The sequence below is a fragment of the Paenibacillus sp. RC73 genome (assembly GCF_044908085.1).
Classification (GTDB): domain Bacteria; phylum Bacillota; class Bacilli; order Paenibacillales; family Paenibacillaceae; genus Paenibacillus; species Paenibacillus terrae_A.
The window spans coordinates 178893-191511 of record NZ_JBIYCV010000003.1 but is presented as its reverse complement, the minus strand read 5'-3'; the positions used below and the strand labels follow the sequence as shown (position 1 = coordinate 191511).

The 12619-nt window shown below is 43.8% G+C and carries 11 protein-coding genes; 2 read left to right on the top strand and 9 right to left on the bottom strand.

The genetic code is table 11. The annotated features are described in order from the left end of the window. Positions 1 to 175: 175 nt before the first annotated feature. The 9 genes from ABH897_RS07765 to ABH897_RS07725 all read right to left on the bottom strand — a co-directional run bounded on the left by ABH897_RS07765 (position 176) and on the right by ABH897_RS07725 (position 11480). Positions 176 to 2131, bottom strand: a complete 1956-nt coding sequence (locus ABH897_RS07765) for an acyltransferase family protein (RefSeq protein WP_283657450.1) — start codon at positions 2129 to 2131, stop codon at positions 176 to 178. A 273-nt stretch (positions 2132 to 2404) separates the two neighbouring features. Then, the gene (locus tag ABH897_RS07760) at positions 2405 to 3754 is read right to left on the bottom strand and encodes a sodium-dependent transporter (protein ID WP_283653816.1); all 1350 of its coding nucleotides are present in this window, start codon (positions 3752 to 3754) and stop codon (positions 2405 to 2407) included. A 162-nt stretch (positions 3755 to 3916) separates the two neighbouring features. Then, entirely contained in the window at positions 3917 to 6469 is a 2553-nt protein-coding gene (locus ABH897_RS07755) for a DUF2339 domain-containing protein (protein ID WP_404591536.1), read from the bottom strand. 448 nt (positions 6470 to 6917) lie between these two features. After that, on the bottom strand, positions 6918 to 7151 hold the full coding sequence (locus tag ABH897_RS07750; RefSeq protein WP_404559628.1) for a hypothetical protein: 234 nt from the start codon (positions 7149 to 7151) through the stop codon (positions 6918 to 6920). Between the two features lie 13 nt (positions 7152 to 7164). Beyond that, the gene (locus tag ABH897_RS07745) at positions 7165 to 7344 is read right to left on the bottom strand and encodes a hypothetical protein (RefSeq protein WP_404520492.1); all 180 of its coding nucleotides are present in this window, start codon (positions 7342 to 7344) and stop codon (positions 7165 to 7167) included. A gap of 383 nt (positions 7345 to 7727) precedes the next feature. After that, the gene (locus ABH897_RS07740) at positions 7728 to 8240 is read right to left on the bottom strand and encodes a hypothetical protein (protein ID WP_404520494.1); all 513 of its coding nucleotides are present in this window, start codon (positions 8238 to 8240) and stop codon (positions 7728 to 7730) included. A gap of 317 nt (positions 8241 to 8557) precedes the next feature. Next, a complete protein-coding gene (locus tag ABH897_RS07735; RefSeq protein WP_404520496.1) occupies positions 8558 to 9061 on the bottom strand; it encodes a hypothetical protein in 504 nt (167 codons plus the stop codon). A 612-nt stretch (positions 9062 to 9673) separates the two neighbouring features. Beyond that, the gene (locus ABH897_RS07730) at positions 9674 to 9853 is read right to left on the bottom strand and encodes a Spo0E family sporulation regulatory protein-aspartic acid phosphatase (RefSeq protein WP_404520498.1); all 180 of its coding nucleotides are present in this window, start codon (positions 9851 to 9853) and stop codon (positions 9674 to 9676) included. A 229-nt stretch (positions 9854 to 10082) separates the two neighbouring features. After that, positions 10083 to 11480, bottom strand: coding sequence for a helix-turn-helix domain-containing protein (locus ABH897_RS07725; protein ID WP_404591533.1), 1398 nt, complete (start codon positions 11478 to 11480; stop codon positions 10083 to 10085). 179 nt (positions 11481 to 11659) lie between these two features. Here ABH897_RS07725 and ABH897_RS07720 point away from each other — a divergent pair, with 179 nt between their 5' ends. Continuing rightward, complete coding sequence (locus ABH897_RS07720; RefSeq protein ID WP_283653823.1) at positions 11660 to 12091, top strand: AbrB/MazE/SpoVT family DNA-binding domain-containing protein; 432 nt, start codon at positions 11660 to 11662, stop codon at positions 12089 to 12091. A 35-nt stretch (positions 12092 to 12126) separates the two neighbouring features. Further along, the gene (locus ABH897_RS07715; RefSeq protein ID WP_283653824.1) at positions 12127 to 12573 is read left to right on the top strand and encodes an AbrB/MazE/SpoVT family DNA-binding domain-containing protein; all 447 of its coding nucleotides are present in this window, start codon (positions 12127 to 12129) and stop codon (positions 12571 to 12573) included. Positions 12574 to 12619: the final 46 nt, after the last annotated feature.

Sequence of the window (12619 nt, the reverse complement as noted above, 5' to 3'; positions counted from 1 at the left end):
TTGTCACACCAACGAAAACCCGCTTCACTACCCGATTTCTAAAATTAGAATAGTTATGACGAAAATATAAATAACAATTCATATTTAAGATAGAGGAAACCAACTGAAATAGCTCAATAAAATAAAAAGGAGCCGTGATATTTGCGCATCACAGCTACTTGACAACGATTGCTATTTAAGATTGCTTTGTCAAAACCTGAGCCAACAAAGATGCATAGGCTTTGGCGCCTTTGGGCTTCAAATGAACTCCGTCGGGTTCAAAATACGAGTTTTTGCCAGAGCTGGCTCCGTACCAGTCGATCATCGTAATCCGTTCATCCTGGGCTGCCGCTTCGGCAAGATGCCTGTTCACGATGCTCTCCCACGGACGTGGGACACGAGTATTCACGAGGATAATACGCTTCGCATCCTTCAGACTGCCGAGCAAATCGGTCAATTGGCCCTTGGTAAAGGCACCGTTTGTGCCCAGCTCAATAATGACTGTCTTCCCTAGCTGTCCGTTCTGCCTCAACTGCTCCAGCACGGCAGGCGCTTCCGCCATCTGCCGACCGATCCGTCCGTCTACAACCGCGTCTGGAAAAGCTTGCTGAATGTATGCCTGCACATCCAGCATGACAGAATCGCCAATTGCGGTCACACCTGCGCCAACATCTGCACTAGGCGTTGCCTGTTGCTGTTGGGTCGAAGTATCCGACTGAACCTTAGCCCCATCCGTAGTGCCAGCCTTAGTCTCCGCATTCTTTGGCGCTTGGGTTTGAGCTTGGACCTTAACTGCGTCCTGCACCTTGCTGCCCCCGGATACTTGTGGTTTGGCTTTCGGCTCCTTCGAAGCCACGGATACAGTTCCGTGAAGCGGCGGCACTGTCTTCCCGCTTAGAATCCCATCGTTCGCCGCTGCCTGCGTGATTACGCCAGTAGGCGTCACGTAGAGGTGAATGGTGCCCACAAAAACTCCTATAAAAAGCACAGATGCTGCGGTTGCAGGCATCCATCTCCAGCGTGCCTGTCTGCGAACCGCTGTACGGATGCCCGCGATCCAGTGGCGAAACCCTCCGTGCCGGATCGGCTCCTCGATATATTTATATGAGAGAGACGCAAGTAATATGGTTGCTAACAGTTGTAAAATGATTCGCAGCACATGCACACCCTCGGTATCCACCTGCGGTGTCGTCAGGGTGATAACCGGAACATGCCACAGATATAGCCCGTAGGAACGTGCGCCGATCCAGCGCAGCGGCTTGAGTCCAAGCAGCTTTCCGAGATGGCTCACCGGATGTGCTAACGCTGCGACCACAATAGCAGTGACCAAAGCTATGCCCAGCAAGCCCCCCCGATACAAAGACGGGTCATATTCATTCGAGGCCCATGCCCAGTGACACAGCAGCAGCAAGCTTACAGCCCCAATACCATCCAGGAACAAGCGCGCCTTGGCAGACGCTTGCCCTTTCAGCTTGCCGCTCGGCCATACCAAAGCCAGCGCCGCACCGATCAGCAGGGCGAATCCGCGTGTATCCGTGCCATAATACACCCGGCTGGGATCAGTTCCGGGCACGTAAATTACTGCCATCAGCAGCGCGGAGATCAACGCCAGGCAAGTTACCCAGCCTGCGAGCACAATACGCTTGGGCATATATTTCAGCCCAAGCGCCAGCATTAACGGCCACAGGATATAGAATTGTTCCTCCACCGCCAGCGACCACAGATGTCCGAGCGGCGAAGGTGGTCCAAAGCTTTCAAAATACGATACCTGATGAAAAATAAACCACCAGTTACTCATATATACCAATGCAGCAGGTACATCTCCGCGCAAGGCCGTGAGCCGTGACGGATCGAAAAGCAACGAGCACAGGACAATGACGGCTACAACCGTCAGCATGGCAGGCAGCAGCCTTCTGGCCCGACGCAACCAGAAATCTTTCATTTTAAAACTATGATATGTATCCCACTGACTTACCAGAATATCCGTGATTAAATACCCCGATAACGTAAAAAAAACGCCTACACCCAACAAGCCTCCCGGCAACCAATCCGGATTCAGATGATACACAATGACTGCGATGACCGCCAGCGCTCTTAACCCGTCCAGTCCCGGCATATAACGACGTTGTGATGGCAACGGATTAGACTTCATTTCAGCCGCCATCCTTCATGCAAATTCAAGCTCCCTGTCTGTTTCAATGCTCTTCTGCCCTTTCCCTCTCCTGCACATCGTTTTGGTTCGATGCCCTGTAGCCTTTTCGTTCATTATATAAAACTTCATATTCGTAATGATTTCAATGAAGTTAAAATTAATGACAATGTTTTTATTATATCACTCCTTTCCACAGTTAGGTAACCACTGATAGATATACAAAAAAAGGCATCTCTTCCCTTGGGAAGAAAATGCCTTTTTGATGATTTTAGCTTAAAATTTGATGATGCCTGAGGTATGCAGGAATACCAGCAACATCAGGATCGGTGCAACATACCGAAGGGCAAACAGCCAGATTCGGAACCATGCAGGCTTGAGGTTCGCTTGCTCTGCTGCATTTTTCCAATAGTACCCTGCAAAGATAACGACCATCAGGCCACCGAGTGGCAAGAAGATGTTGGATGCCGTGAAATCTACAAAGTCAAAGAATGACTTGCCTCCGACCTTCAGTTCCGGCACCAGCCCCATAGACAATGCGGATGGAACACCCATCAACAGACACAGGATGGAAATAATGATAACTGAGCGGACACGACTCCAACGGAAACGTTCCATCACATAGGCGACAGGCACCTCCAACAGAGATACCATCGAGCCGATGGCTGCAACCGCCAGCAGTACAAAGAACAAACCGCCGAAAAACGAACCGAAAGGCATAGCGGAAAACGCTGCTGGCAATGCGATAAAGACCAAAGACGGTCCTTGAGCCGGGTTAATACCGAAAGAAAAGGTAGTTGGGAAAATGATCATACCTGCGATAAACGCATAGATCAAGTCGCCTCCTCCAATGGCCAACGCAGCCGTACCCAGCGATTGGCGGCGATCCACATACGCACCATACGTTACCATGATTCCCATCCCCAGAGATAGTGAGAAGAAGGCATGTCCCAAAGCAACCAATGCTGATTCTATAGTGAGCTTAGAAAAATCAGGGTTCAAAAAGAAAGCTACACCTGCGCCAGAACCTGGCAGCAACAGAGCATTCACCATCAAGACGAGCAATAGAATGACTTTGGCAGGAATGAGGATTTTATTGAATTTTTCAATCCCGTTGGATACACCCAAAATAACGACAACTGCACAAATGGCAAAAACAATCAACAGCCATGCCAGTGGTGCGTAGCCCGAAGAGAATGCGGCGAATTGTCCGGCAAAATCGTTATTGGAGAACAATTTTCCGGTGAATGCCTGTATAGCATAATGGAGCGTCCAGCCCCCTACGATACTGTAGAACGACAAAATGACAAACGGGATAATAACATACATGATGCTTAATTTACCCCAAATCGGATGACCGCCTACTTTGACCATAGCAGAAGCAGCACTACCCCGGCCAGCTCGACCAAGCGCCAGCTCAGCCAGCAATACAGGTAAACCTACAAGCAACAGACAGACGATAAACAGCATGAAAAATGCCGCCCCACCATACTGTCCAGTAATATATGGAAATTTCCAAATGTTGCCAAGTCCTGCCGCACTCCCGATCGCTGCCAATATGAATCCGGCCGACGAGAAGCGTTCATTTTTATCGTTCAGGCTGTTCTGCCCCTTGCTCAAACTCATTGTATCCCCCTCATTCTCTCTACTTCCGCATAAACATAAGCATGCGTACATAAATAATTTTTACTCATTATAGCGTAAGTAGGATGTAAGGACATACAATATTTTTCACTATTATCGAATTTATTTTCATATTGTCGGATATCTATATAATCCTACAAAAAACTACATTTTTCCTTCAACATCCTTCTTTATAATGGTCTCTCCCATGCGATTCGATACTTTTTGATAAATATACGAAATCGCCAATAATACCACACCAAAAGAGAAGTAAGCTACGATGGTGCTTCCTGTCGTTAACAGATGCAGGTCATACAGCAGCAGCTTGCCTGTCGATAACAAAGTCAATCCCAGACCAAATCTGCGAATGTAGACAACCCGTTTGCGGAAACCGTAGACAATATACAAAATGGCCAGCAACAGATACACCAAGCTGAATACAAGCCCGGCATCTCCCAGACGGAACTGAACCCCGAGGAATGCGGTAATCACACCCAGCAAATATACGCCCATGATAACGGGATACAGCTCCGTGCTTCGATAATGTCGGGTCATCAGTGCGTTCAGAAAATCCTTGCTGCTGAAAAATACCAGGACATTGAAGACAGCCAGCACCACCAGCGCCACATAATCGGCAGCCGTATTTTGCGCATAATTGTCATGCAAGGTTGGAATGGCCACGGTAACCAGCAGCCCCAACGCATAGCCGATGCCATACAACGCCAAGCTGTAGTATTTAATCACCTGATCATACAGCAGCTTCACTTTAGGTAAGGAGTAAGCCAAAACCAGCGATACACAGGTGTACAGCAGCGCTTTGTAAAAGGAATAGTGTGTGAATCCTTCGGGTACGATGATGTTATACCAATGCCCGGCTTCATACAGCAAATAACCATATACATTCACCAGCGTCACATATTTAAAACCCTGCATGATACGCATCTCGTACAGACGAATGTTTTTGAATGCATCTGGACGACCGAACTGATTCGCATAAAAGACGGTAACGATCAGCATCCCCAGCGTAATAAGCGTGTATTTGAGGCCAAAATAATCCTTCTCAAATCCCGACAGCAGATATATAGGGAAATCGACGAAAAAGAACGCCCCCAGACATAGTAATAGAATGCCCCAGCCAGCTCGCTCCAATTCCTTCAACCGATAACGGTTGCCATACAACGTCAGGAGAACGGCCTCGATTAGCCAGCCCATAGATAGCCATTTGACTCCAAACTGGAACGGAACCATCAGAATGGCGAAGGTCAAGGAGGTGGCATAAAACAATACCTTTGTCTGTTTCTCTTCCGGAATAAATCTGCTGACCCATTGCGCCAAGCCCCCATACACCAGGCAAAAGACGAGTGCCAGCAAGCCTTTGTAATCATCCAGGCCTGCATCGTCGAACAGAGAGTACAGAACGGTACAGCTTACGACTGTGTTCAGAGCCAGCAGGGAGAAATCCAGCCAGGATAGCTTTTCTTTTAATCGGAACGGCACCCAGAGCGTCATCCCGAGGTACATTGCAAATGTAATAACTGCATACAACATGCTTGCAGTCGTGCTATCCGACAACCATACCAGTACAATCATCAGGGGCGTATTCAGCAGAAAGCTGATATATTGCACGACGACCCAGCGTTTGCGGAAGGATACAAGCAGAATCAGCAGGTTCAGCAGGAACAGGTAGCCCATGGCGATGTAAACTGAGTTCCCTTCCAGCCCGTTCGCCGCCATATAGGAAAACAACGGGAGATATCCCCCTACCAATCCAAAAGAACAAATCGTTCGGGATTCATACCTTAACGACAGCAGCACAGCGGTCACCGTAACCAGCACGGATAGACCCATGCCCGTATACATCCCTATAATTTCCAGTAAGAAGTAGCTGTAAAAAATCGACCCGTACAGCACCGAAATACCGCCGCCCAATATTCCGAGCGCAAAGGTCTGCTTCTGTTTGCGGTACAACCACTCGCCGCCGCCCAGCATCAGCGCTCCTAACAGAAAGAAGGCTACGCCCTTCATATTTCCTGTAAACCAGTTGGAATATGAATATTTAAAGGCAGCTCCTACACCTAAAATAATGAGCAAAATCCCCAGCTTGTTGATCCAGTTCAAGCCCAGCTTCATTTCGAACTGATTCTGCTTCATGCGCTTCTGCATCGTTTCTTCGCTGATTTCTTCTTCTTGAAGCTGGTCCAGCCCGTTCGCCGTATGATGAAGCAGATTTTGCTCAGCCTCTTGGAAACGTCGGCGCTGCTCCATGATCCGCTCACGGATCTCCTCCGAGAACTTCCGCAATCTAGCCACGATCTCCTCCTGATCCTCTTTAAGCTCATGAGTGCTTTGCTGAATAAGCTGGTCTACACGATTTTTAGCCCCGTATTCAAAGGCAGTCAATCGGTTCGTCCCTTCTGCTGTTCTGGAAGCAAAATAGGTTTCCAGCTTTTCACGCGAGATGCGGATCATATTGGCCTTCTCGCTCAGCATTTGCTCCGTCAGCGCCGTGCGCAGCTTTCCATTTTCCTGCTCGATATGTTGTACCCGCTCTTCCAGACGAAGGCAGCGGGCCTGAACATCCTCAAATTTCTTCCGTAGCACCTCATTCTCCAGAATGACATCCGAGGCTTCGTAGTCCGCAATTAACGTCTGGTATTCCTTAAGCAGTTTGCTCTGCTCTTGGCGGATCGTATGTAAACGATCTTTCAAATCCTTCATGTTTCCCTCCATCGCTGCCCATTTTGGTAATCATTACATTTTACATGAAATTAAAAAAGCATTATAGAGACTATAGCCCATTTTGGACGCTGAATTGAGGCTATTACTTAAATATTCTTCCAGTTTCATCATCGCAAATGAAGTAGAATGGATATACATAAGAAATAAAGCCTACCTCTTCTCTTCGTAAACATGAAATCGGAATTGAAAGGAGAAATATACATGTATTCAATAAGTGCACTATAGCCTTGATCGCAAGCATGTCCATGTTTTGGCTTTTATACGATTTGAGAGTCAGCCATTCTGTAGGCTATAATGATGCTTTTTACTTATTCCCACTGATCTTAATCTTTCTTTGTATCTATTTTTATTGGAAGGATCATGATGAAAAAAGTAAGTCATCCAAAGAAATAAAGTAGAGTGTATAGTTCAGATTTATCTAAGCGTTCTAGATTTCCACAAAAAAAGGAAGAACCCCGTAGGATTCTTCCTTACACAGTAGCAAGGTTCCATCTTTTTTCTTGTAGATGATCCTCTCTTGCGTTTCCTCATCTGTTGACTGACCATCCAGGGTTAGCATAGATCTAGTGCCAAATGACCATTCTTTATCAAAAGAAACGATATTGTTTCCCTTCGTGCTCTCCAGGAAATTAAATGGTGCTGGTTGGAGTTCTTGAGACATATCACTGAACAAATCACGGTATTGTTTTATAGCTAAGCGATGAACTTTTCTTGATATGGTCCACTTGTACAGTTGGAGAAGGAACCTTGGGCTTGGTTTCGCCGCTATCTGGTTGTGCAGAATCGTTACAGCCCGTGACTATGAGTATACACAGGAGAGCAGATGTGAGAAAAATAATTTTTACTTTTTTCATCTTAATAACCTCCTGAATTTAAAACAGACCCTTAAATTGGTATAGCGATCTCGCCACCTTGAACCTGAGTCTGTTTATTCTCCCGATTTAATATTCCTCTGTGAATCACAAATTCTCCAAAGAAAAATCCTACACCTGTTGAACAAATCGCGCTAACTTAATATTAAAAAGGCGGCCCCAATGAGGCCGCCTCCTGAATACAATTTACTTGTTATTCTTCCTTAACATAAGTAGCGTCATATGCAATAATTACTTTGGTTTTATCTGTAGCCTCTGAAACATCGTAAACTACTTCATTTTGACTGAAGTGTTTTTACAAACAATCCATCCTTCGTTTTGGTCCTGTCAGGATGATTAAGTTGTTCTACAAAGTAGCCGTTAAGCTATCTGATATCCGCAGGCCGTGAACCGGCAATTCCATTGAATTCCGCATTAACGTTATAATCGCCACCACGCCATTGAAGAGTGTAGCTTCCTGAACGCAAACCGTCTGTGTAACCTTCATCAGTACTTCTCCAAGTAATTGAACTGCCAGGCGAGATTCTTGTTCCAGAGATGTACTCTTTACCTGAATCATTGTGCAATAAACTTACTCTAACTGGATAACTAGAGTTATTTTTCAGAGTAAGTTTAACATGGCCATATCCTCTAGGAACATCAAAGGAACTTTGGACCGTTGCACCTCCTTGTACTCTACTGCCGAAAGTATTTCCGACGTTTTGAGGAGTTACTACATGGTCACCAGTAGTTGTTGTACCAGTATCTCGGGTCGCTGTAGTGGATGTATTCGCAAAATCAGTTACTTCTGAATCCGCAAAAATTGCACTTGGTATGGCAACAGCCCCCAGCAAACTAACAGATAAGGCTGATGCAATCAATAATTTGTTCTTTTTCATAGATTATTCCTCCTTATATTAGATAAAACTACCATCAGATTACACCAAAAGATTCTATGTATTGTATTGTTTCAGCTCTAAGATGTAATGATATTCTTCAATTCCATATTAACCCTATAATCAATCGTTCGGAGTTTCTCTAAAATCTGCCCGGCTCTCCTAGACTCATTTGGAGGTTCAAAATCAAAATTGAGTTGATAAACGAAGCAAGGAAAGCTTTAGACCGAATGGACTGAAGCTTTCCTTTTTGCTTCTCTTGTCGCGTTTTACTTAACAGTAAACCTTTGTATTATACTACTACCACATTTTTTGTTTTATTAGCTAATATCGGTCGGGTATTGACCTGACACACCCCATGTTGTGACTTTCACAACGTCGCCGCCAGCTCTCCATTGTATTTCATAATCTCCTGACCGTAGCCCTTGTGAAAAAGAATCTAAGCTATTCCAGGACAACTCCCTACCAGCGCCCACAGTCTTAGAAATATATAATTTCCCACTGTCTTTATGCACCAAGCTAAAAGTAATAGTTTGACTACCTCTGTTTTTTACAAAAATTTTAAGATGCCCATATCCAGGGTCTAATTCAAAGCGTGATACTGGGTCCTTTCTGTCGAACGTGTCATTAAAAACATCTCTTGCTTTTTGAGGAGTTACTACATGGTCACCAGTAGTTGTTGTACCAGTATCTCGGGTCGCAGTAGTGGGGGGATTTGCAGAATCACTTACGTCTGAATCTGCAAAAATTGCACTTGGTATGGCAACAGCCCCCAGCAAACTAACAGATAAGGCTGATGCAATCAATAATTTGTTCTTTTTCATAGATTATTCCTCCAAATAATATTATTTTATAGAAACTTCTTTTGCATAGAAACTCACAAAAAAAGTGACTAACAACGTATAAACATGTAAGTATGTAATCTTATGTAATCGAGCAAAAAATAGAGTGAAGAAAATTGCATGCGAAAACACATTTCAAACATATTGCATTATTATTATATTCTTTTATCAATGGTAATTATTTCAATAATAATCATATCACATGATTTCTGTTTTTCTAGGCAAATGTTCAATAATCCCCTATAAATGAATCCCCTCTCCTAGATAGCTAACCTTACAAAGCTTTTAACAAGCTTGCATTGCCATTTCCTTAAGGTCAAAGGATAGGTTTTATGGGTCATTGGTTGGTTTTTGAAATTAATATGTGCATCGATTCTTACCCATACCTCAAGAAAATTATTACATTTTATGACATGTTAATGTATTTTTCTTTTAAAAAAGCCATTATATAGAATGATTATATTAGTTAGATGAGAGGAGGGATAGTTTTGCATAAACAGCATCTGTTTTATTTACTTGAACGAAACCAGGCGTCATGCTAAGGCAAGAAAAACAGTGTAGGTGATGTGGCTCTGAAAGCATGAGGATGCTTGGTTATATCAGTTGGGTCAGCTTCTTGGTCTGAAACATACGGTTGTACTGATTAATCAGTTCATCCAAAAACATAGACTGTTCAAGCACACAGGCATGTCCGAAACCATACTGTTCGTACAGATCATGCAATCGTTGCCGGGCATCTTCCAACTGTTGATTTAACGTTTCATCTGTATTCATAGCGCATCCCCTCCTAATGAATCTCATTTTAGGTTGGAATGTGGAAATATGAATCGCTATTTTAGCAATCAAAAATCAGCAAATTATAGAAAAAAAAGACCAGAGGCTAGGCTGGTCAATGGTAATGAAATAGTGCTTGGATCAAGCTCCACCAACGTGGTCTTGCGGTTTGAATGTGCCCAGGGTAGGGTCTTTAGCCTGAACTGGTAGTACGAGTACCAGTACAAAGCTAATTGCTGTCAAGAACAAAACCATCTTTTTGATCATTTTCTTTCCACACCTCCTGGTAAGTAGAATGATACTGAGCCAATATTTCAGGAGCGGCGTATGCCCTGAAGCAGTCAAACAAACCTGCACAATTGGCAATAAGTAGTACATGATTAATTGTACCAGCTTTTTCTAATGCGTTTATTAAACATTTGAAACCATATGAATATCTACCTTTATTTAGGCTGTATTTAGCCATCTTATACCAAAACCGTGCGTACTGCTGTGGTAAGAATTGTTGTGTGTACATATCCGTAGATGAAACTTCCTGATACGCCGTAATTTGGGGTTCAAAGCGCCGAAGGATATGATCCACATCAATATGATAGCGATTGGCTGCTTCTATGACGTTTAAGAGTTCTGCAAAAATCTCTTTCTCGCCAGCTATATATTCTACGTAATCCGGCAGGACACTCACATCTCCTGACATCAGCTTATTCACGTACGTATTAATTTTCACCCATCGCTGAAATTGCCCCATCCAATGGAGTGTGTCCGGGTCAGTTTCCTTGACCCAGCTTAGATCAGCATAACCTCGAAGATGTGCTAATGCCTGCTCATGATCTCCTTTTGCATCACAGGCATGAGCACACAGCAACTCGGAATAGGCTATGTATACAAAAAGTGGCCTACTTAGCTTCTTTTGTGGTTCTTTTTCCTTGCGCCCAGAGTTATGAACCATGTCATAGTATATTCTCCCTAGCTGTCCCATCTGCTTTGCATACTTATACACCTTGTCCCACTGGCTCAATGCTCTGTACACATTCGCTAAATCTTTGAGTGCATCCAGTTGATCTACTTCATGCAAACGATGGACAAACGATTCAAATTTGGCGGCGGCGTCCATATTGAGATTTTGATCCCTTCCTATCGCAATAGTGAACAAGCGATAGTGGCAGATCGCAAGTCGTTCCGAATGCTGCTGTTTTTCGCCCTCGGCGATGTTCTCGTATAGGTAAGCCGCTGCTTCCCGATAATCTTGTTCATAACAATCCTCTGCTAATGCAAAGAGATAAGGAAGATAGCCCAGATCATCCAGCAGCACACTTACTACTTTTTGCAAACAGTCTACGCGCTGAAACTGCACACAGCGGTACAAGAACGGGCTAATTCTTCTCCAGTTCAGCGGTGCATCTATCACACTTTCTTCAATATATCTTTCATAGAAATGGTCTGTTGGTAAATTCATTCCTAACGTAATGCGATCCAATTGGTGCACCGAAATGGTACGATTGCCCGTTATAATACCGCTTACTGTGCCCGGATTCATGCCAGCAATGTGTCCAAACTCGGTCATGCTCAAGCCTGCTTGTTTTAGGTATCTTTCTAATTCTGCTCTAATCTTGGGTGTGATTTCCATAAATAAACCACCCTTTCAGCGTGAACTTTAATATGATACACATTTTTTTAAAAAATATATTTTGGAAACTTATAATATGATGAAAGTTTCGACTACTCCTGATAATACCACATTTTGGAATAAGAATAAATGCTTCTATTTTATTGCTTTTTATCTTGGTAATAGGAGGTCTTTTGGCAATGCCTCATGTAAAAATGACAAAAAACTTAGACCCTACAGGGCGCTTAGTCATTCCCAAGGAAATCCTGTATACATGCGATATTTTTCACGGTCATTCTATTGAATTTTTTGCAGATGAAAAGACGGGTACGCTATTACTACAAAGATACTACGGGCAGTCTTGTCATTTTTGTCTCTCTACTGAAGAATTAAGTGGTTTCAAAGGCTCTCTCATATGTAAAAATTGCAACTATATGCTCAAGACCGTATCTATGCGTGTACAAGTCTTTCAGCCCAAAGAGATCATGGCCCAACTTCTTTTAGATCTATATGAAAGCCATCCACATGCTACACAACAGCAATATGCTGGCATGTTGGGTATCTCAGAAGCTCGCATAAGCCAGCTCATACAACAAGTGTTCGATCAGGCAAGTGCCCAACTGGAGGAATGAGCTTTGCCAAGACAGATGAAGAAGGAGGATATCATATGAAGAATACAGGTATGACTCGCTCTTTAGATCAGTTAGGCCGAATCGTTATTCCTAAAGAAATGCGGATGTCTATGGGTATCGATGTTGGCGATCCTTTAGAATTTTATATGGATATTGAAACCGGTTTTTTGAGTATGCGAAAGTATATCGGGGTCGCCTGTAACCTATGTAATGCTGTCGAAGATCTGACCTATTTTAGAAATTCACTTTTATGTAAAACCTGTATACAAGAGCTAAAAGGCAATATAGGCGTTAGTCGCACTCCTGTTCCGATGGTTAAGAAACCTGCGTACAAAGGAAAGAGAGTCAACCAATCATCACAACGATTAGTCGAGCGTCTAAGAAAAATGGTACATGAACATCCCCATGCCAAGCAGGGCGAATATGCACAATGGCTTGGCGTGTCACAAGGCCGTATATCGCAGCTTAAAAAGCTGTTGTAGCTTGATTAACCTGCCAAAAATCCGTATACTAACAAAAAAGCAAACG

Coding starts and splice junctions, on each gene's coding strand:
- ABH897_RS07730 (WP_404520498.1), bottom strand. CDS start 9,853: ATGAATACAGATGAAACGTTAAATCAACAGTTGGAAGATGCCCGGCAA.
- ABH897_RS07765 (WP_283657450.1), bottom strand. CDS start 2,131: ATGAAGTCTAATCCGTTGCCATCACAACGTCGTTATATGCCGGGACTG.
- ABH897_RS07725 (WP_404591533.1), bottom strand. CDS start 11,480: ATGGAAATCACACCCAAGATTAGAGCAGAATTAGAAAGATACCTAAAA.
- ABH897_RS07745 (WP_404520492.1), bottom strand. CDS start 7,344: ATGAAAAAAGTAAAAATTATTTTTCTCACATCTGCTCTCCTGTGTATA.
- ABH897_RS07720 (WP_283653823.1), top strand. CDS start 11,660: ATGCCTCATGTAAAAATGACAAAAAACTTAGACCCTACAGGGCGCTTA.
- ABH897_RS07760 (WP_283653816.1), bottom strand. CDS start 3,754: ATGAGTTTGAGCAAGGGGCAGAACAGCCTGAACGATAAAAATGAACGC.
- ABH897_RS07715 (WP_283653824.1), top strand. CDS start 12,127: ATGAAGAATACAGGTATGACTCGCTCTTTAGATCAGTTAGGCCGAATC.
- ABH897_RS07750 (WP_404559628.1), bottom strand. CDS start 7,151: ATGTCTCAAGAACTCCAACCAGCACCATTTAATTTCCTGGAGAGCACG.
- ABH897_RS07735 (WP_404520496.1), bottom strand. CDS start 9,061: ATGAAAAAGAACAAATTATTGATTGCATCAGCCTTATCTGTTAGTTTG.
- ABH897_RS07755 (WP_404591536.1), bottom strand. CDS start 6,469: ATGAAGGATTTGAAAGATCGTTTACATACGATCCGCCAAGAGCAGAGC.
- ABH897_RS07740 (WP_404520494.1), bottom strand. CDS start 8,240: ATGAAAAAGAACAAATTATTGATTGCATCAGCCTTATCTGTTAGTTTG.